The organism is Streptomyces sp. NPDC029526 (assembly GCF_040637405.1).
Classification (GTDB): domain Bacteria; phylum Actinomycetota; class Actinomycetes; order Streptomycetales; family Streptomycetaceae; genus Streptomyces.
Genome location: NZ_JBEZWE010000033.1, coordinates 1 through 20,120, shown reverse-complemented (window position 1 = coordinate 20,120; position 20,120 = coordinate 1). Strand labels below are relative to the sequence as shown.

At 68.6% G+C, this 20,120-nt stretch carries 14 protein-coding genes and 1 pseudogene; 10 read left to right on the top strand and 5 right to left on the bottom strand.

What is annotated here, in order from left to right; all coding sequences use genetic code 11:
- Nucleotides 1–335: 335 nt before the first annotated feature.
- The gene (locus AB0F01_RS30635) at nucleotides 336–707 is read right to left on the bottom strand and encodes a hypothetical protein (RefSeq protein ID WP_362102526.1); all 372 of its coding nucleotides are present in this window, start codon (nucleotides 705–707) and stop codon (nucleotides 336–338) included.
- Between the two features lie 427 nt (nucleotides 708–1,134).
- Between AB0F01_RS30635 and AB0F01_RS30630 the strand changes: the two genes are divergently transcribed.
- Complete coding sequence (locus tag AB0F01_RS30630) at nucleotides 1,135–3,678, top strand: Helicase associated domain protein (RefSeq protein ID WP_362102523.1); 2,544 nt, start codon at nucleotides 1,135–1,137, stop codon at nucleotides 3,676–3,678.
- A gap of 38 nt (nucleotides 3,679–3,716) precedes the next feature.
- Here AB0F01_RS30630 and AB0F01_RS30625 read toward each other — a convergent pair whose 3' ends face one another.
- The 4 genes from AB0F01_RS30625 to AB0F01_RS30610 all read right to left on the bottom strand — a co-directional run bounded on the left by AB0F01_RS30625 (nucleotide 3,717) and on the right by AB0F01_RS30610 (nucleotide 8,372).
- Entirely contained in the window at nucleotides 3,717–4,277 is a 561-nt protein-coding gene (locus tag AB0F01_RS30625) for a hypothetical protein (protein WP_362102520.1), read from the bottom strand.
- A complete protein-coding gene (locus tag AB0F01_RS30620) occupies nucleotides 4,274–6,769 on the bottom strand; it encodes a tyrosine-type recombinase/integrase (RefSeq protein WP_362102517.1) in 2,496 nt (831 codons plus the stop codon). The genes AB0F01_RS30625 and AB0F01_RS30620 overlap by 4 nt, the downstream gene beginning before the upstream one ends.
- A complete protein-coding gene (locus AB0F01_RS30615; RefSeq protein WP_362102514.1) occupies nucleotides 6,766–7,926 on the bottom strand; it encodes a tyrosine-type recombinase/integrase in 1,161 nt (386 codons plus the stop codon). Before AB0F01_RS30615 ends, AB0F01_RS30620 begins: the two co-directional genes overlap by 4 nt.
- A 236-nt stretch (nucleotides 7,927–8,162) precedes the next feature.
- Complete coding sequence (locus AB0F01_RS30610; RefSeq protein WP_362102511.1) at nucleotides 8,163–8,372, bottom strand: hypothetical protein; 210 nt, start codon at nucleotides 8,370–8,372, stop codon at nucleotides 8,163–8,165.
- A gap of 123 nt (nucleotides 8,373–8,495) precedes the next feature.
- On the opposite strand from AB0F01_RS30610, the gene AB0F01_RS30605 reads away from it, so the two are divergent.
- The 9 genes and pseudogenes from AB0F01_RS30605 to AB0F01_RS30565 all read left to right on the top strand — a co-directional run bounded on the left by AB0F01_RS30605 (nucleotide 8,496) and on the right by AB0F01_RS30565 (nucleotide 19,803).
- On the top strand, nucleotides 8,496–11,396 hold the full coding sequence (locus AB0F01_RS30605; RefSeq protein ID WP_362102508.1) for an NACHT domain-containing protein: 2,901 nt from the start codon (nucleotides 8,496–8,498) through the stop codon (nucleotides 11,394–11,396).
- Between the two features lie 96 nt (nucleotides 11,397–11,492).
- Nucleotides 11,493–12,923, top strand: a pseudogene (locus AB0F01_RS30600) (Helicase associated domain protein); the annotation flags it as partial.
- 291 nt (nucleotides 12,924–13,214) lie between these two features.
- The gene (locus tag AB0F01_RS30595; protein WP_362102507.1) at nucleotides 13,215–14,060 is read left to right on the top strand and encodes a hypothetical protein; all 846 of its coding nucleotides are present in this window, start codon (nucleotides 13,215–13,217) and stop codon (nucleotides 14,058–14,060) included.
- 622 nt (nucleotides 14,061–14,682) lie between these two features.
- Nucleotides 14,683–15,057 carry a hypothetical protein gene (locus AB0F01_RS30590; RefSeq protein WP_362102504.1) on the top strand — a complete coding sequence of 125 codons (375 nt, stop codon included), beginning with the start codon at nucleotides 14,683–14,685 and terminating at the stop codon, nucleotides 15,055–15,057.
- Nucleotides 15,058–15,069: 12 nt separating this feature from the next.
- The gene (locus AB0F01_RS30585; protein ID WP_362102501.1) at nucleotides 15,070–16,029 is read left to right on the top strand and encodes a DNA-binding protein; all 960 of its coding nucleotides are present in this window, start codon (nucleotides 15,070–15,072) and stop codon (nucleotides 16,027–16,029) included.
- 183 nt (nucleotides 16,030–16,212) lie between these two features.
- The gene (locus tag AB0F01_RS30580; RefSeq protein WP_362102532.1) at nucleotides 16,213–16,944 is read left to right on the top strand and encodes a TnsA-like heteromeric transposase endonuclease subunit; all 732 of its coding nucleotides are present in this window, start codon (nucleotides 16,213–16,215) and stop codon (nucleotides 16,942–16,944) included.
- Nucleotides 16,941–18,941 (top strand): Mu transposase C-terminal domain-containing protein, encoded by a 2,001-nt coding sequence (locus AB0F01_RS30575; protein ID WP_362102499.1) that lies wholly within the window; start codon nucleotides 16,941–16,943, stop codon nucleotides 18,939–18,941. The genes AB0F01_RS30580 and AB0F01_RS30575 overlap by 4 nt, the downstream gene beginning before the upstream one ends.
- Entirely contained in the window at nucleotides 18,935–19,456 is a 522-nt protein-coding gene (locus AB0F01_RS30570) for a hypothetical protein (RefSeq protein ID WP_362102496.1), read from the top strand. Before AB0F01_RS30575 ends, AB0F01_RS30570 begins: the two co-directional genes overlap by 7 nt.
- The gene (locus AB0F01_RS30565; RefSeq protein ID WP_362102529.1) at nucleotides 19,342–19,803 is read left to right on the top strand and encodes a TniB family NTP-binding protein; all 462 of its coding nucleotides are present in this window, start codon (nucleotides 19,342–19,344) and stop codon (nucleotides 19,801–19,803) included. Before AB0F01_RS30570 ends, AB0F01_RS30565 begins: the two co-directional genes overlap by 115 nt.
- Nucleotides 19,804–20,120 lie beyond the last annotated feature (317 nt).

Genomic DNA, 20,120 nt, shown 5'->3' with positions numbered 1-20,120 from the left:
TCACACCACCCCCTCCCTGCACTCACCGCCGCCCGCCCCCCGCCCCCCCCCACCTGATCACCCGCGCGCAGCGCGGGTGTTCGCTTGCCCATCGCGCAGCGATGGGGGACCCGCTCCGCGGGAGCGCTGCTGGCCGCTGCGCGGCCAGCTCACCGACCCGGCTGCGCCGGGTCGGTGACGCTCCGTCCGCTGCGCTCCCGGAGCTGCGGGGACCGTGTCCCCGCGAGGTGGCTTCCGCTGCGCTCCAGCCACCCGAGGGCGCTGCGCGCCCTGGAGGCCGGCCCCGCTACGCGGGACGGCCAACGGGCCTACGGCCCGGGCTGTTAGAAGACGGGTTAGAGGTGACTGGATTCGTCGTAGAGCCTGTGATGCCACCACTGTTCTCCTGGGCTCCAGGGCCGGCGGTGAGCGAGGGGGTCGGGCAGGGTTCTGCGGTCCAGCTGGTCGTCCAGGATTGCGAGAAGGGCTGCCAGTTCACGGTGTGGGCGGGGATGGAGGCGGGTCAGGACCAGCTCGAGGAGATCCCGTGCGATGGCCACGTCTTCCTTCAGGCCGCACTCGTAGCAGCCGCATACGGTCGCGGTCAGGTACAGGTAGCGGCCTGGATGGGCCAGGAAAGACTGATAGCAGCGCAACGCGGTCCAGGTGTCGCCGGGCAGCAGGCCCTTGTCGATGTCACGGAACTCGGCACGGTGGATTGCGGCCACTGTGCGGCTGGACAAGCCACGGATACGGGTCGGCCGGTGCGTGGCGGGAGGAGCGTGTCTCCAGAGGTGGACGGCACGGTACATGTGACGGGGTGTCGTGTTCAGCGCGCGAAGCACGCCGGGCCGCTTACGCGGCATGAACCTTTCGGATGATGACCATGCAGGGATCATGGCACGGGTTTCGGGTGCCGACCAAGAGCGTTGCAGGTGCTTCATTTTATAACTGCGATAGACTCTGGATTCGTGGGGCACCTCGTTGTGGGTTTTGTGGTCTGCTTGAGGGTGTTCGTGTGTGCCCACATCGGGGCGCGGCTGCTCCGGTTTCGGGGTGTGGGCGCTTTGCAGTCAGACTGTCCTGACGTGGTCGTTTAGTTGTGTCGTGGTGTGGGTGCGGTGTTGTCCGGCTGGTGGGAGAGGGTGGACTGTCGTGACGGTGAGAAAACTGCGCCCTCATCAGCGGGAAGCCGTGGATGCGGCAGTTCGGGCGCTTGAATTTCCTGCAAGATCTACTGTGCCGGAGCGGGGGTTGCGGACTCAGGTGATCATGGCGACCGGATCGGGCAAGACCCTGGTGGCCACCCGAAGCGCCGAGGAGCTGGGTGCGGGCCGTGTGCTGGTCCTGGTGCCCTCGCTGGATCTACTCGCCCAGACCGAGGCTGCCTGGCGCGAAGGGGGCCGCAGAGGCCCGATGATCGGGGTGTCGTCCCTGCGGGGCGGGGACGTGGTCTTCCCCAACACTACGGACTTGGACGAGCTGGTCGACTGGGTGCGGCCGCTCGACAAGGTCACCGTCTTCGCCACCTACGCCTCCCTCGGGCTGGGCACACTCGAGCGGGCACACGCCGCCGGCCTACCGGGCTGGCATCTGATCGTGGTTGACGAGGCGCACCGGACGTCGGGGCGGTTGGGCAAGCCGTGGGCGGTTGTCCACGACAACACCCGCATCCCGGCCCTGAGGCGTCTGTACATGACGGCCACGCCGCGGCTGTGGCAGCTGGACGAGGACGCCGGCCAGGGCGTGCCGGGTGAGCTGGTCGCGTCGATGGAGGACGATCCGGACGGGCCGTTCGGTGCGCGCTGCTACACGCTGACGCTGTCGGAGGCAATCGACCGGGGAATCTGCGCGCCCTATCAGGTGGTGTGCGTGGACATCACCGACACCCGGCTCCAGGCCGCGCAGCTCCTGGGCGTGGAGGGCCGCTCGGACGAGGTCCGCGGGGCCCGGCTCGCAGCCCTCCAGACCGCGCTGCTCAAGGCCTCCTCGGAGGAAGGGTTCCGGCGCACGCTGGTCTTCCACCATGTGGTGAAGGAGGCCGAGGCGTTCGCGGCCGGCCTCCCCGACGTCGCCAAGCAGCTGCACGCCGCCGATCCCGCGCTGTACCCGAAGGCGGTCTGGGCCGACTGGCTGTGCGGCGACCACCGCGTCGACCACCGGCGTCGGGTCCTGGATCAATTCTCCCGAGGGATTGCTGCTGACGGCACGGTCGTGGAGAAGACGTTCTTGGGGTCCGTTCGCGTGCTGGGTGAGGGGGTCGACACCTCCCACTGTGACTCCGTGTACTTCGCGGACGTGCGCGGCTCCATGCCCGACCTCGTCCAGGCCGTCGGCCGCGCGCTGCGGATGCAGCCCGGTGAGGGCAAGGTCGCTTCCCTCGTGGTGCCGGTTCTGCTCGGTCCGGGCGAGACGGTCGACAGCATGCTGACCTCGCGGGCGTTCGGCGGGTTGGCGAAGCTGCTCGAGGCGCTGCGGGCGCACGACGCCCGGGTGGTGGAGCAGCTCGCCGAGCAGCAGGCCCAGAGCCGGGTGAGGGGCGTGCAGAGCCGTAGCCGGGCGGAAGGGGAAAAAGCAGGGAGCGACCGAAGCGACCATGGTCTGTCGGTGCCCGCCCGGGAGCTGCTGAAGTTCTCCACACCGCGCGACCCCGCGCAGCTCGCCGCGTTCATCAACCTGCGCGTCCTCAACCCCGAACACGCCCACTGGCGGCGCGGCATCGAGGCCGCCGCCATCTACCAGCGGCTGCACGGCGACCTGAAGGTGCCGTTCACGTACCGGGTGCCCGGACGCGAGGACCAGGTGGTCCAGGCCGGACGCGACGAGCAGGCGGCGGCCGGGGGGTGGCCGGCCACGCTGGCCGACTATCCGCTGGGACAGTGGATCGCCGACAACCGGCGCTTCTACGCCCGCGGCGACATGGACGCCGACCGCATCGCCCAGCTGGAAAAGCTCGGCATGGTCTGGTCGCACTTCGACGTCGCCTGGGAGGAAGGGCTCGCAGCAGCGCGTGGGTGGGCGGCCGAAGCGGGCCACCTCTTGGCGCCGCTGGACGCCACCCACCAGGGCTACGGGGTAGGGATCTGGCTGAAGAACGCGAGGGCCGCCGCCCGCAAGGCGCGGGAGATCGAGCAGCGGCGCGCCGAAGGCCTGCCCGTTCCCTCGGCGGCCGGGGCGCTGTCGGACGAGCGGCGCGAACAACTGGAGGACATCGACCCCGCCTGGTGCCCGGCCTGGCCGGTGGAGTGGCAACGCTGCTTCCACCTCACCCGGCTCCACCTCGAGGCCGGCCGCCCGCTGCCCACGTCGCCGGGCGAGGTCGTGCACCAGGGTGAGGACCTCGGACGCTGGGTGCGCTCCGTCCGGTACGGCTGGGACAATCTCACCGGCGTACAGCAGTGGCTGTGCGAACAGATCCTCGGCATCGAACCCCCGGGCGAGGACGAGAAGCCCAAGCCGCGCCGCACACAGGCCGACAAATGGGCCATGAACTACGCCGCCGCCAAGCAGTACTACCAGCGCGAAGGGCACCTGCGCGTACCGAGGAAGCACATTGAACGGATCACCGTCGACCGCGAGGGGCAGGAGGAGCGGGAGCTCCGGCTCGGAGCATGGATCGGGAATCAACGCAGCCGAGCCGCGACCCTGACAACAGAGCGAGTAGAGCAGCTCTCCGCTATCGGCATGCGCTGGGCGTGATGCGGTCCCTATGCTGGCGATGCCGTGTTCGCTCAAGCTCACCGAAGGTTTTCGTCACGGATCATCCTTCGGAGGCTGGTGCGGGCGGCGGTCAGGTCTTCTTCGAGGGTTGTGATGCGGGCGCGGCATATGGCGTTCTCGGAGGAGGCCTCCTGTAGCTGGCGGGTGAGGTCCTGATTCAGGGTGGTCAGTTCGTCTGCTCTGGTCGCTGCGTCAGGGGCGTGGAGGACATCGAGTTGGTGGCCGAGTTGGTGGCGCAGGGCTGCCTGGAGCCGGTCGCGTTCGGCGCGGAGGTCTTTGATTTCTTGCCGGGCGATTTCGAGCTCGGTGCGCAGGCTGAGGTGGGAGGGCGGGCTTGCCATGGCAGATGGCGGGGTGCTGTGGGCTTGGCGTAGTTGGGCTGCCTCGATGTGCTCGCGTACGCCGGGAGCATAGGTGAGCCAGGTGGAGACTCGGGAGGCGCGGGCGACTGCGGCAAAGGTGAGCGGCTTTCCTTGCTTCTCGAGTGTGGCGAGGACGGTGAGGACACGGGCTCGTTTGTCGAGGCTGTGACGGCGTCTGGCTTCGGCGAGGGGGGCGGGGTTGCCGCGGGGGTTCATCGCGGGTCTTTCGGTCGGGCAGTGGTGAGGGGCAGGAGGGTGTGGTCGTCGCCTGCTCGTGCTTTTCGCAGCACAGTGCTGGCCTCTTCGATCTGGGCGCGTTCGGAGGCGGGGAGGGATGCCAGGTGTTTGTTCATGCGGTCGATGACGCGCTGGTATGCGGTGATCTGTGCGGTGAGGGCAGTGGTGACGAACTCGGCTGCGCCCATGGCGAGTGCGGTTTCGCGGTCTGCTCGTAGCTCGTTGATGTGGTGCTCGATGGCAGGCAGGTAGGAGGGGTCGGGGCGGTAGAAGCCGCAACCGGCGCATTGGAAGCGGATGGGGCAGGCCTGGCCGCCGGCTTTCACGTTCGACGGCTCGGTGCAGCCGCCGTAGGGAACGGCGACGGAGCGCATCTCGTAGGCCGTACTCGAGGTGGGGCTGGGGTGGCCGTGCTGGTCGAGGACGTGGGCGCTGAGTTTGGCTACGGCTTCACTTTTCCGTCTAAGGGAGACGGTGTAGTAGCGCTGCGTCATGGCGATGGATTTGTGGTCCATCAGCTCGCGCAGTACGTCGACGGGGGTGCCGGCGTCTGCGTGGCGCTGGGCGTAGGAGTGTCGGAAGGCGTAGGGGTAGATCAGGGACCGGTCGAAGAGCAGGCGTTGTCCTTTGGAGTCGGTGCCTTCGGCGTGGAGCGGGGGCAGGGCGTCTGCCCAGAGCCTGAGGGCGTCGCTGAGGTAGGTGCTGGAGATGTAGGGGGCGTCGCTCAGTGGAGTGAGGGACGGAAAGAGGTATCGGTCTCCCTTGGCGGGGAGGTGCAGCTGGTCGCGGCAGGCTTGCCAGGTTCGGATGGCGTCGGCGGTGGAGATTGTGATCGGCAGACGTCGGCGGTGGCGTTTCCTCTTGTGGTTGTCCCAGATCAGGGTGGGCTGGCCGTTGTGGGTCTCCAGGCAGTCACGGGCCAGCGAGACGATCTCGAGCGGGCGGCGCCCGGTGTCGCGCAGGACGATGTACATCGTGCGGTACAGCAGGTGCCGGGCGTCGGGGGCGATGTCGCGGCAGCCGTAGGTGTTTCCGGTGCCCAGGGTGTCGAGGTGGGTGTCCAGTTGCCGGATGACGGATTCGGGGATGGCCTTGCCGATGAAGTCTTCGTTGGGTTCTTCGACGGAGATGACGTGTTCGACGGGCACGCGGGTGAAGGTGCCGGCCAGGTCGTCGAGGGTGCCGCAGCGGCGGCCGTAGGCGATGAGCTGGAAAAACATTCCCAGCAGGCTGCGTCGGAAGGAGGAGGAGTAGGGGGTGCCGTCTCGTTTGCGTGCGGCACGGAAAGCGTCGACAGCCAAGGTGGCATCGGCGAACGTCAGGGCGGCGGGATCGTCGCCGGCGTCGGCGCGCTGGGCGAGTGCCGTGGAGGCGACGGTCGTTGCGTGGAACGTGCGCTTGAAGTCTTCTGTGGTGGGTCGGGCGGTGGTCACCCAATGACGCAGCGCCTGGCGCAGCCAGGGCTGGCGGACTGTGCGGAGATCGACGCGGCCGGGCAGCTGTCGGCGCTTGCCGGAGGCGCTGTGGCGCAGCCCGAGGACGCGCAGATCGATGACGTCCTGGTCGATGAGGGTGATCCCGGAGAACTCGCTGTATCCGGCGCGGGCGGCGGACTGCAGGTTCTCCAATGTGCGGACGGCAGCCTGGTGCGGCTTGGTGAGCCGGGCCGTGTTGGTGGCGTCCAGAAGGGTGTCGGCCGTGGTGAGGTGGCTGATCACGCCGCGGATCCAGTGAGGTTCCAGGGCGCGTACCCACTGGTCCATCTGCTGCACGGCGTACAGTGCTTCCCAGCGCAGCAGCTGGGGCAGTGGGGCGAGGTGGAACTGGTGCGCCAGCAGATATAGGGGTTGGTGCGGTGCCCACTGGGCGGCAGGTATGGGGTCGGTGCTGGAGCGGCATTCCGCTCTCCAGGCGCGCCAGTGGTAGTTGCACAGCCCGCTGGAGTTCATCGCCCAGCCGGAGCAGTGGGTCACCATGCAGTCCGGGTTTTCGGTGAACGGTGTTGCCCGGCTGCGAAGCCACCGCTCGAGCGTGCCTCGGGACTTGTGGTACTTCCATGATCCGTGGTGGGCGGCGCACAGGGCTCCCGATACCTGAGGGCGTACGCACCGCACGCCGTCCCGGGTCAGCGTGCACGGCCCGACGACCGCCAGAGGCAGGGATCTGGAACGGGCGGGGGTGAAAGTGGCGGCGAACTCTTCCCGCGGCAGGCCGCTCTTTCTGCGCTGGTCCGAGCAGTAGGTACAGAACGTCTCCTGGGCGCGCACGATCATGTCGCAGCGGCGGGTGCGGCAGCGGGAGGACGAGGTGCGCGGGTTGTCGAGGTCTCCGGTGAACAGCCATCTGGTGCTGTTCCACTCCCCCGGCCGCCACGCGGGATCGATGTGGGCACGCAGCCACGTCTCCCACGATTTCTTCGTGGTCTTCGTCGGTGCGGAAGGTGCGACGGCAGGCGTACTGGCCGTGTTCACTGGTCCTCCCGCCATGCCTGGGCCCGGTTGACAGCTGCCCGGGTCTCGGACTCATCGACGTGGCGGTAGCGGTCCATGGACAGCGGCGAGGCATGGCCCAGCAGCTTTTGCACCACGTCCCGGTCCACTCCCTCACGCAGCCAGTGGGTGGCCGCGGAGTGGCGCAGCATGTGCGGGCGAGCCGGGTGCCCGGCGCGGCGGGCCAGACGGTCGAAGAGGTTCTTGGCGTTCGGGTAGGTCATGGCCCGCCCCAGCGGCGGGCGGAAGAGGTTCACGAACACCATGCCTGTCTCGGCCGCCTGGGCCACCAGGGCCCGTTCGTGCTGGTAGTCGGTGTAGAAGGCGACGATGTCGGGGGTGACGGGGAGGCAGCGGGAGTGTCTGGACTTGGCCAGGGCCCGGTTCGGGTTGTCGGTGCGGCGCCGCACGTGAAGGTGCGGGCCCTGTACGGGGCAGCCAAGGGAGCGTGACGAGGCCAGGAAATGCAGATCCTCCTGGCGCAGGCCCAGGGCCTCCCCGATCCGCAGGCCGGTCGCGGCGAGCAGCGCGATGAGAAAACGGTCCCGCGCCCGGGGCGTATCCGCGATCATGCGGCGGATCTGCTGCGGGGACAGGTCCTCGTAGCCGGGCTCGCTGACCTGGAAACGGAAGGCCGACGCCTGGACCTGACGCCACTGGCTGCGCTCGCCGGCGTCGTACCCGGCCGGCAAGAACCGCAGGAACTTCGGCTCCGACAGCAAGCCGGCCGTCTGCGCGGGGACCCAGCCGTGAAGCGCGCCGAAGCGCAGGAAGTCCGTGACCGCCGTCATCACCGCGTTCGCCGTACCCTGCGAACGGCAGCGGGGCACAGCCGTGGTCGAGGAACGACGGCTGCGGGCCGGCAGCGGCGTGGTGGCCAGCCACTGCTGCAGCCCAGACAGAGCCATGAAACTCGGACACGACCACTCGATACGGCGCTGAGTGCAGTAATTCAGATAGAGGGTGAGACGGCCCGCGTAGACCCGTTCCGTGTTCGGCGAACGGCCCTTACTACGCAACCCCACTAAAAACGCACACGCCTCGGCATGCAGGTCGTAGGTGCGGGCGTCGGCCACCACCCACCGCTCCACACCAGTCACCGGCGAGATCGAGCGCTCAGCTACATAGGCCTGATCCATCCGCCAAACAGACCAAACCCCGCCGAGGTTCGGTGCCCGTTCCAGACAGCTGCCACACGACCAGGTGGGAACCACACCGAACACACCACACAAACCCCTGCACCTATGGATAATCCCTGTCTGTCCTGTAGTCGACGCCCTGACACTGGCCGGGCCCCAGCGCCGAGCAGCAACAGCGCCCGCCACGGGCGGGCGCCGTGCTCTCGCCTGCAGTAGGAGGACAAAGCATCCTCGGTTCACAGCACCGCGAGGACGAAGGTCAGCAGCGCCAGGGACAGGGTGGCACTGCCCGCAAAGGCCACGGCACCGCGCAGCAGAGCCGTGGCATAGGTGGCTCCGTCGATACGAGCGAGCAGCCCGGCCGCTGCTCCTACGAGCATGCAGAAGAGCCCGACGACCGCGAGGAGCAGGACCAGGAGCATCAGGTGAGTGGATGAGGTGTTCATGCCTTCTTCCCAGGACAACCGACGACGGGGACTTCGGCGAATTTCGCGGTTCCGGTGTTCACCGGGGTTCAGGGCGAACAATGATGAACGAAGACGGTCGCCCGGGGGACGGAGAAGCAGGACATGGGGGACGTACACGAGGACCCGCTGGCGGAACTCGCGCTGCGGCTGCGCACCCTCCGGGCGCAGCGAGGTCTGCAGATGGGCGGATTGCAGCAGCGGACCGGGCTGGGACGGACAACAGTCAGCCAGGCGCTGAACGGCAAAATGGTGCCCACCGAGGCCACGCTGGTGGCCTTGGCGAAGGCGTTAAGTACGGATGTGGGCCCGCTGCTGGCCCTGCGTGAAGCCGCATGGCGCCAGCCGGATGTCTCACCGGCAAGAGTTGTGCGCAGGCCGGTGCGGCCGAAGGCGGAGCCGTCCTTTGAGGAGCGGTACCTCAACTACGTGGCAGAGCGGCATTCCCAGCTGACCGTCGTAGGGCTGGACCTGAGCCGACCGGAACGCGCGCGTTGGCCACTCGACGCCGCCTACTTGAGCCTGGAACTGGCGGAGCGGCCGGAAAGCTGGCCAGGAGGTGAGGAAGCGGACCGGCCATCCGTCGTAGTGAAGCGTGCCGAGCACGCGTTGGCCAACTGCCGACGGGTTCTTCTGCGAGGGCTCGCCGGCAGCGGAAAGACAACACTGCTGCAGTGGCTGGCCGTCGCCACGGCACGCGATGAACTACCGGAGGAACTGGCGGACTGGAGGGGGCAGATTCCGTTCGTCCTGCCGCTGCGCACGCTGGTGCGGCGCGGTCCCCTTCCAGAGCCACATGACTTCCTGTCCTCGGTCGGCACCCCCCTGGCCGCCTCACAACCTGAAGGCTGGGCCGATGCTGCACTCGCCAGGGGTGAGGCACTCGTCCTGGTCGACGGCATCGACGAGGTTCCTCAAGAGCACCGGGGTACCACGCGGGACTGGCTCGAGCGGCTTTTGGCGGCCTACAGGGACGCACGCTTCGTGGTCACCACGCGCCCGTCCGCTGTGCCGGAAGGCTGGCTGGCTTCATCGCGCTTCACCGAATTGTCGGTACGCCCCATGAGCGCTGTCGACACCGGTGTGTTCGTTGGCCGGTGGCATACCGCCGCCCGGCACGGTTCGGCGACCGAGGCCGAACGGTCACAGCTGCGTGAGCTCGAAGCAGCGCTCCAGGTCACCGTGCGTGCTCAACGTGACCTGGCGCAGCTGTCCAGCACACCCCTGATGTGTGCACTGATTTGTGCGCTACACCGGGACCGCCGCGGTCATCTGCCCCACAGCCGCATGGAACTCTACGAGGCAGCTCTGTCGATGCTGCTCGTGCGCCGTGATCTTGAGCGCAGCATCGATGTCCCGGAAGGTATTCAGCTCACCGAACACCAGAGCGTCCAGCTGCTGCAGCGTCTGGCCTACTGGCTGATCCGCAACCGCCAGACCGAGATGGACCGATCTACCGCGCTGGCCCTAGTCGGCGATGCACTACCAGCTATGCAGGCCGTGGCCGAGCAGGGCACTGCCGACCAGGTCCTGGCGCACTTGGTCGGCCGCAGCGGACTCCTACGCCAGCCCACTGCGGACACCATCGACTTCGTCCACCGCACTTTCCAGGACTACCTCGGGGCCAAAGCCGCCATCGAAACCCACGACTTCCCCCTGCTGGTCAACAACGCCCACGACGACCAGTGGGAAGACGTCACACGCATGGCCGTTGCCCACGCCCGGCCAGTTGAGAGCGCTGATCTGCTCCGCCGACTCGTCGCACGCGGTGACGCCGAGGACGAGCACAGGAGCAGACTCCACCTCCTAGCGGCCGCCAGCCTGCAATACGCCACCGAAATCGAACCCGACGCCCGCAGACTGGTCGAGCAGCGTGCACGTGCTCTGATGCCTCCCCGCTCCCAGGAAGAAGCCGCGGAGCTTGCCGCGCTGGGGCCGGGCATCCTGGATCTGCTGCCAGGTCCCGAAGGCCTGGAAGACGATGAAGTGGACCCCGTCATCGAAACTGCGGCCGCAATCGGCGGCGACCAGGCCTACGCCTTCGTCCGCCGCTTCGTACAGTCCCTGCCACCTGACTCAGCCCCCTTCGCAGTGTTCCAAGGCTGGAAGCACTTCGGCGCTGACCAATACGCCCATGACATCCTGCTCCCCTTTCGGGGCCGAGGCCGCCAGTTTCTGGAGGTACACACTCGCGATCAGTGCGACGCACTGAGGCTCCTCAAACCCATCACCGACATCCATTTTCAAGGAGAATTTACAGAAGATCAGATCTTCGAGCACCTCTCACCCGAGCACACCCACACGCTACGCATCTCCTCAGGCCGTTTGCTCAGGGATCTGAAATTCATTCGTAAACTCCCCGCCTTGAAAACACTCGAACTATCCGAGTGCACCCAACTAGCGCACCTTGAAGATCTCGCAGGGACTCCTCTCACCAGCTTGAGCCTTACTAACCAACCAAGCGAATTCTCCTTCGACGCACTAGATTCCTTGCCGGAGCTCACCAGTCTCTCTTTCTATACACACCTACCGTCAGAGAGCCTTGCGGACGTGCCGGCACCGGAAGGCCTGACCTCCTTGAATGTGGGCTGGACTGACGCTTCTCTGAGTGGCATCTCAAGGTGGCAACAACTGCAAGAACTGGCAATATCTGACGGACTGGATAACGCAGCATGGCAAGAAATTGCGACGCTCCCCCACCTGACGGAGCTGCTCATTTCTGGCTACGACCTTAAGCACGCCGTATCCCTACCAAGTGTTACCTATCTCCGACTTATATCCCCGTCAGACCCACAACTAGACTTGGTCCCGGACCTATTCCCCAACCTCCAGCGCTTCTTCATCAACTGCCAAGCAGTGCAGCCAGGCACCACTGACATCACCCCTCTGAGCCAGATCAAGGGCCTTCAGGTCTCCGTCAGCTACGCAAGCAGCGTCACCGGCCTCGAACGATTCCCCCCAGAGGCAGTGCGGCTGTACCCGCGCCCACGGACAGCGAGCATCTGAGCGGCACTCAGCCCAAGTCCCACACCTGACCCGACCTCAATGCCCATGCCGCCGCGGCCAGAACAAACGTCCCTTGCACTCCACTACCTCTAGATAATGGACATCACCGGCGAACGCGGAGTCGAGGCCGTCTGCTTCGCCGACACCCGCGGCTCCCAGGTCGAGATCGTGCAGAACATCGGTCGGGCCCTCCGGCTCAACTGCGACGGCTCCACGAAGGTCGCCAGGATCATCGTGCCGGTCTTCCTGGAGCCCGGCGAGGACCCCACCGACATGGTCGCCAGCGCCAGCTTCAAGCCGCTCGTGGCGGTCCTCCAGGGCCTGCGCAGCCACGATGAGCGCCTGGTCGAGCAGCTCGCCTCCCGCGCGCTCACCCACGGCAAGCGCAAGGTCCACGTTCAGCGCGATGAGGACGGGCGGATCGTCGGGGCAAGCGGCGAGGGCGAGGACCAGGAGCAGGACGACACCGACGCCGCTGCCGAATCCGCGTTGCTCCATTTCTCCTCTCCCCGGGACGCGGCGACCATCGCGGCGTTCCTGCGCACCCGGGTCTACAGGCCGGAGTCCCTGGCCTGGCTGCAGGGCTACCAAGCCCTGCTGCGCTGGCGCAGGGAAAACGGGATCACTGACCTGTACTCCGTCCCGTACGACACCGAGACAACGGTGGGCGTCACCAAGGACTTCCCCCTGGGGCGGTGGGTGCACCAGCAGCGCAAGGCGCTGCGCGCAGATGAACTCGATCCTCACCGCAAGGAGCTGCTGGACGCGCCCGAGGCTGGCATGGTGTGGGAGCCGGGCGAGGAAGCGTGGGAGGCCAAGCTCGCCGCGTTGCGCTCCTACCGGCGGGCCACCGGGCATCTCGCACCCCGCCAGGACGCCGTGTGGACCGACCCCGCCGACGGCGTTCCCGTGCCGATCGGGCAGCACATGGCCAACCTCCGGCGCAAGGGCGCGAAAAACGGCCTGGGCAAGGACCTGAAGCGGGCCGCCGCGCGCGCGGCGCAGCTGACCGAGATCGACCCGGACTGGAACTGCCCATGGCCCCTGGACTGGCAACGCCACTACCGCGTCCTGGCCCACCTGGTCGACGCCGACGGCCAGCTGCCCGACATCGCACCCGGCGTGCTGATGGACGGCGACGACATCGGCAAGTGGCTCCACCAGCAGGCCCAGCCGGCCATCTGGGCGCGGCTCCTGCCCGAGCAGCAGGAGCGGCTGACCCAGCTGGGCATCACGCCCGTGGAGGCGCCGTCTCCCGCCTCGGCCGCCAAGGGCGCGGCCAAGGGACAGGGCAAGGCGCAGCAGGCGTTCCAGCGGGGTCTGACGGCGCTCACGCAGTGGGTGGAACGCGAAGGCGCGGACCGGCCCGTGCCGAGGGGACACAGCGAAGAGATCGCGGTCGACGGCGAGGCGGAGCCGGTGACTGTGAAACTGGGTGTGTGGGTCTCGAACACCAAATCGAGGCGCGACAAGCTCGCCCAGGACCAGCTGGCCGCACTGCGGGAGCTCGGCATGCAGTGGGCGTGAACACGTCGGCTGATCGTCAAAGCACGGTCCTGATCCCTGGTACAGGGTGAGGGCCTGCGCTCGTCCAGTCAATGCCGGGTGCGAGATTTCGCCTGCGGGTCCGTGGAGCATTTGCGGGCCCGCAGATTGCTTCTGAGCCTCACGAGAAAATATTTCAGCTGGCGTGTCACGTTCGCCAACTTCCCCTGCACATAAGCCCGTACAACAAGCGATCTGCTTCGCAGCTCATTCGCGCGACTTGAAGAAGTTGCCGGGGATCGGGGGCAGACCACGACGAGGGGGCTTATGGCCATGGGTGTGGATGCAGAGATCGTCGAGACCATCGACGCGGTGCTGGGCGGGGGAGGTACGGCGCGAATCGAGCAGGACGCCGCGCGAATCGAGGAGTTGGCCTGCGGTGGGTTCGAGGGGCTGGCCTACGAGGTGTTCGAGATCGAGCTGTACCGGGAGGCCGAGCCGATCCTGCTCGGCATGCTCCGCAAGGGCACGCTGGCCCGGCTCGCTCTGAAGCAGTGCAAGAGCCGCGGCTGGAAATTCTTCGTCCACGAGGACGACATGCGCCTGCTGCGCGGCAGCAGGCGCGAGCGGGACATCATCATGGTCGACGTGCTCGCCGAGGCGATGCGCAAGTTCCGCCGCGACCTGCAGAACGGGCGGGGCTGGACGGCGGACCACAAGGGACCGCGCGGCGCCTGCAGCCTGATGACGTACTTCATCGGCCAGTGCGTATGGGTGTTCTGGCGGGCGTACGTGAGGTGGGCCCAGGAGCGGGTGGACTGGGCGCGGCTGCACGCCGTATACGACTTCACGGAGGACGCCGCGAACGAGGCCGGGATCGGCGGGCTGCTCCAGTCCACCAGCTACGAGATGGATTCGGAGGTGCTCGGCACCGACTTCGAGGACATCCTCGATGAGCAGGCGCCGGAGACGCAGGCGGTCGTGCGGCTGACGGTCATGGGTTTCCCGGACACCGAGATCGCCGAGCGGCTGAACCTCACCAACGTGACCGTCCGCCAGCGTAGGTCGCGGTTCCGCACGGTCTTGTACCAGGCGGCCCGCGAGCGCCGGATCTGGATCCCGGAGGAGCTGCACACGAAGGCCGTCTCCCGCGGGCACCAGCAGCGGGGTGCGGTGTGAGCGTGCAGAACCTCCTGATCCTTCTTCTGGCTCTGGTTGCCCTCGCGGCCGTCTCCGCCGTCGCAGGTCTAATCGGCTACAGCGTCTCCCGCGAGGGGGCTCGTCGGTCTCCACAGCCATCGGTCGCGGCGGCTTTGTGTTCTTCAGCGTCATGACGCTGTTCATCGCGCTGCTGGCCGTGCTGGTCCCGGCCGTGACGTGAGGCAGGGGTGCATCGGGCCGACCGGACCCCCGGCCGGCCCGGGGCCCCACCACACAGTCCGACCGGCGCGTCCATGTGGTCGACGGAGCTCGGGGGGCTGCTCGATCTCGGTGAAGCGGACCTCTTCCAGGCTGCCAGGACGGCGGCCACCGTCCTGGAAGTACACCGCACTAAATCGAGGCGGGACAAGCTCAGCCAGGAGCAGCGGGGAGCGCCGTGGTCATGCGCACCTCCTGTACGGTATAGGTACGCGAGGAGCACGCCTCACGTACGCTTCAAGGGTTCCAGTGCTCGGCAGGGGCGAGGTGGTCTCGGTGTGTGTATCCATCGCGAAGACGCCCGCCGGGACGGCGAACACGAGACCGTAGTGGAGTGACCCACCATCCCGGCCTCCTGCGAACAGCTCCCCTGCAGGGAGAGATGACCTCGTCGCTGATCGGGCGCATCGCGAGCCGCTACGGGATGCAAGCAAAGGTGCTGCGGGCCTGCTGGAAGTGGCGCAACTACCCGCCCGGCCACGAGGGCGGCGGCGCACGGGCCGACGCCGAGGTGCTGCTGAACGCTGCCGGACGCCGGCTCCTGGCAGACATGTGCGGCGTCGAGGAAGAGGTGCTGGCGCAGGCGTTGCCGTCCTGGGCAGAAGGGGACGCCAAGCTGCCCGCCGAAGATGGCGATCCGGTGGGGCTGTGGCGGATCGGTGGCGCGCTGGCCGGTCCGGTGGCGTTCGGTTGCCAGCTGTGCACGGCCCGGCGCACGGGGACGGCCGTGCGGACTATGCGGTACACGCCGCGGTGACAGCGGGCGTGTGTGCGGCATGGACGGTGGCTGCTGGACGCGGACGCCAACCAGCCGCTGGAGCACCTCGACCTGCGTGGCCTGCCGGAGGTGGTGGCGGCGCAGCGGCGGTGGGCGGCGGTGGCGCGGCGGGCGGTACGGGCCGGAGTCGAGCCGGAGCGGGTGTTCGCGCTGGCGCAGGCGGTGGTGGCCCGGTGGTGGGAGCAGGCTTACGGCTGGGAGCGGGAGACGATCTGGCCGCGTCGCCTGCACCTGGTCGCGGGCGGGGATGCAGGCGGTGATCTGGAGCGGTGGCGGATCGTGGGGCGCGACGCGGTCGTCTTCCCGGAGGTGGTGGCGGTAGCAGAGACGCTGCTGGACCCGGCCATGGCCGAGCTGGTGTGGGTGGACAGCGGTGCCGGGCGGCCGCGGGCGCTGCCCATGGACGGGCTGTTCTGCCGCAGGCTCGGTGAGCGCGTGGGCAGGCCGTGGCTGGGGCCGTTGGCCGCGGCGGACCACGGCGGGCCGCTTCTTGCATGGATGGGCAGTGTCATCCGTCTTCGCCGCGGCACCGACGGGCCGCCCGGGTACGACAACGACCCGTGGTGGCTGCGCCAGGAACACCAGGCCGCAACCATGGCCGGCCAGCTGCGGGTGCTGGGCAAGGAGAAGAAGGCGCCCGGTTCGGGGACGATGTGGCGGGCTGCGGTGCCCGCAGAGCAGCGCAGGCTCATCACCAGCACGATCGACAGCGCCGAGGAGCAGCTGCTGCAGCTGCGCGGGGTGCAGACCGGCCCGACCGCCGATGTCGCCCGGCGGCTGCTGCGCGGGCTCGGTCACAGCGCCGGCCTGATCGGAAACGCCTGGAAGCGGACCGCGGTGGCGGCGGTGAACGGCGGGGTGCCGCTTGAGGAGGTGGCCCGGTGGGTGGACCTGCCCGTCGAGGTGCTCCGGAAAATGCTGACCGCGGACAGGCAGGAAGACGACCGCTGAGAGCGATACGCCGGGGAGAAGTCGGCTGTTAGCTGATACGGCACTCGTTCGTGGCAGGAACACTGAAAACAGCGGTCCGGGCGGGCGGAAGCAGTTTGGCTGGCGCGGGTGAACAGCACAGGAGCGGCCCGGCCCAAGAGCCGGGCAGGGCGAGCGGTCGTCGACCAGGGCGGATTCGAGGCGGTGTTCCTCGACCCGGTGGGGCAGGCGGTGCAGCAGCGGTGGGCGGATGCCGCCATGACCGTGGCGTTCGAGGACCTGGCGCCGGTGTCGGCGTTCCCGGTGGTGCCGGGGCGGCGCTGGGGGCCGGGCCTGTGGTGGTCGGCGACCACCGGGCGGCACGTGGCCTCCGGGTCGAACGCGATGCGCACCCAGCTGATGGTTTTGGACCGCGACCCCGACGTGACGGGGCTGGCAGGGCGGCCGGTACGGCTGCTGTGGCGTAATCCCCGCGGGCAGGTGCGTTCCTGGGTGCCGCAGCTCTTCGCCCGCCGTGCCGACGGCACCGCGCTGCTCGCCGACTGCCCCGGCCACCCGGAAGCGGGCGGCGAACGCGCGGTGAAGGCCGCCGAGGCGGTGGCGCAGGCATGCGCGGATGTCGGCTGGACCTACCGGCGCATCCCGCCGCTCGACGACGTCCTGGCCGCCAACCTCAAATGGCTGGCCGGCTACCGCCATCCCCGCAACGCCGGCCGCCCGGGGCTGCTGGCGGCGGTTGTCGAGGCGTTCACGCGGCCGCGGCCGCTGCTCGAGGGCACCGAAGCGGTCGGCGACCCGATCGAAGTCTTTCCCTGCGTCTTCCACGCTCTGTGGCACGGCCGGTTGACGGTTGATCTCGACACGCCACTGCACGAACGCATCCTCGTCGGCCCGCAGGGCTGGAGCGACCCGAGCAAGAAGGAAGGTGCCCGGTGAGCGCGCGGCGCAACGCCAGGCCGGCCGTGAAGGTCGGTGCTCACGTCCGCTTCCGTGGCGTGAAGTGGCAAGTGGTCGCCCTTTCGGGGCAGGACATCCATCTCCTCGGCCCGGACGGCGGTGGTGAGGTCGTGCTCGCCGCGGCGCGTGAGAGGGCGCTGGCCTGGCAGCGGCACGTGCGGGAAGTCGAATGCGGGCTCACCGGCGGGCCCGGCAGCGAAGGAGTGGTCCGGGAGCAGTACGACTCGCAGCGGCACACGCTGGCCGAACGCGAGCAGGCCAAAGCAGCAGAGCTGACCGCGCTCGGCTTCGGCAGGGTCTCGCGCACCACGGTGCAGCGCATGCGCCTGGCCTACCGCAAACAAGGCCTGTGGGGGCTCCTCGACCACCGCACCACCCGTGCTTCCAGCCCCACCGGGCGGGCTGACGAGCGGGTCGTCGCCGCCGTTCGCGAAGCGCTGCGCCGCCGCCGCGGCCGCTCCAAGGGCACCATCAACGGCCTCTTCCCGCTCATCCACCAGATCCTGGAAGACCGGCACGGCCCCGGTACGGTACCCGCGCCGTCCCAGGCCACGCTCTACCGGCTCGTCGCCAACCTCGCCCGACCTGGCGAACTGCCCACCGGACCCGTCCGGCAAGTACCGGCGAGCGTCGACGGGCGGGCCTTCACCCCCGCCACAGCGCTACGGCCCGGCGAGCAGGTCCAGGTCGACACCACCCGTCTGGACGTCCTCGCTCTCTTCGACGACGGGCGCCTGGCCCGCCCCGAACTCACCATCGCCGTCGACGTCGCCACCCGCGCCATCCTCGCTGCCGTGCTGTGCCCGAGCGCGACCAAGGCCGTCGACGCCGCCCTGCTGCTCGCGGAGATGGCCGTCCCCCACCCCGCCCGGCCCACCTGGCCCGACATCCTGCGCATAGACCGCGCCCCCGCGCTCCCCCACCAGCGGTTGGCCGCACTGGATGAGCGTCTGGCCGGCGCGGCGGGCCGGCCCGTCGCCCTGCCCGAGACGATCGTCGTCGACCGCGGCAAAATCTTCGTCTCCACCGCATTCACCGCCGCCTGCGAACACCTCGGCATCAGCGTCCAGCCCGCCCCGCCCCACGCCCCTACCGCCAAAGGCATCGTCGAGCGGACCTTCGGCACCATCAACGCGCTGTTCTGCCAGCACCTGCCCGGCTACACCGGCTCCGACGTCACCCGCCGCGGCCCCGACACCGAAAAAGACGCCTGCTACAGCGTCCCCCAGCTCCAGGACCTCCTCGATGAGTGGCTGGTGCACTACCACCACCGGCCCCACGAAGGCCTGCGCCACCCGCTGATGCCCCGCAAAGCGCTCACACCGAACCAGATGTGGGCCGCGCTCGTCGCCGTCGCCGGACACGTCCCCGTCCCTCTCACCGGCCACGACTACCTCGAACTGCTGCCCGTGCGCTGGCAGGCCATCACCCCCGCCGGCATCACCATCCACCACCGCACCTACGACCACGATCTCCTCGCCCCCTACCGCGGCCAGGCCTCCCCCGTGGCCGGCCGGGGCGGGAAGTGGGAGATCCACTACAACCCCCATGACGTCCGCCAGATCTGGCTGCGCCTGCCCGACGGACAGCTGACCGAAATCCCGTGGATCCACCGCAACCACGTCCACCAGCCGTTCAACGACCACACCTGGCAGCACATCCGCACCCACGCCCAGCACAGCAACCACGAAGACCCCCAGCAACACGAAGCCGACCTGGCCGACGCCCTCGACCAGCTCATGCGCCGCGTCCACACCGGCCACGCCACCACCGCCGAACAAGCCCTCCTCGCCCGCGCCACCACAACGCCGGTCCCCGCCGCACGGCCCCCGCGCCCCGACACCGGCCCCACCATCGGCGAGCCGGCGCAGCACGACGGCGACGACAACATCGACGACCTCGACGACGACACCTGCCCCGCCGCGGCCACCGGATTCGGGCTCTACGACGCACACAAGGAAGCCGACAAGTGGTGAACACCCGCCCCGAGCCCGCAGCGCACCAACCGCCCAGCGCGCCCGCCGACACGGGAAGCGGCAACACGGCCGAACCTTCCTGGCCCCTGACCACCTGGCAGGGCTGGCACCGCTTCGCCACCACCGACCCGCCCGAACTGCCCCAGCCCGGCGACCCACCCCGCAGCACCGACGAACGTCTCGCCTACCACTCCGCGTTCGTCACCATCCGCACCCCCGCCATCAGCGCCCTCGCCACCCAGGTCCGCACCCTGATGATCCTCGGCCGCCACCAGCACACCACCGCACGACCCTCCCTCATCGTCACCGGACCCGCCGCAGCCGGGAAAACCACAGCCCTGCTCAACGTCGGCCGCGCCTGCCACCTCGCCCACCTGCGCAAAAACCCCGCACCGCCCGGATCAGCCCACAGTGCGGCACCCGTCGCCTACGTCCTCGTCCCGCCCGGCGCCACCGCGAAACCCTCATCACCGAATTCGCCCGCTACCTCGGCATCCCCGTCACCACCCGCATGACCCAGACCCAGATCACCGACGCCGTCTGCCACACCTACACCGCCGCCGGCGTCCAACTCGTCCTCATCGACGAAATCCACCGCCTCAACCCCCGCACCACCACCGGCGCCCAAACCGCCGACCTGCTCAAAGACCTCACCGAACGCCTCCCCGCCACCTTCGTCTACGCCGGCATCAACGTCACCGACACCCCCCTGTTCACCGGCACCCGCGGCGCCCAACTCGCCAGCCGCGCCACCCTCGTCGACTGCGGCCCCCTCCCCGCCCGGCACGGCACCCGTGAACCCTTCCGCGAAGTCATCACCGACATCGAAAACGCCCTCGACCTCCACCAACACAAACCCTGAACCGTTCCCCGCCACGCCCCCTACCTCCACCAACGCACCGCCGGCCGCATCGGATCCCTCACCCGACTCATCCGCCAAGCCGCCATCACCGCCATCCACGACGGCACCGAACGCATCACCAAAGCGGCTATGGACGCCGTAACCCTCGACCACCTCGCCGAAACCCACCACCGCCCCATCCGACCGCGCTAACCCCACCCACCAACCAGGCAAAACCCTCCTTGAACCGTTCCGGGTTCGGTAGGGACTCGATCGTTTGAGAGGATCGAGTCATGGCACGTCCTTCCCCCTACCCGCTTGAGCTGCGCCGTCGTGCG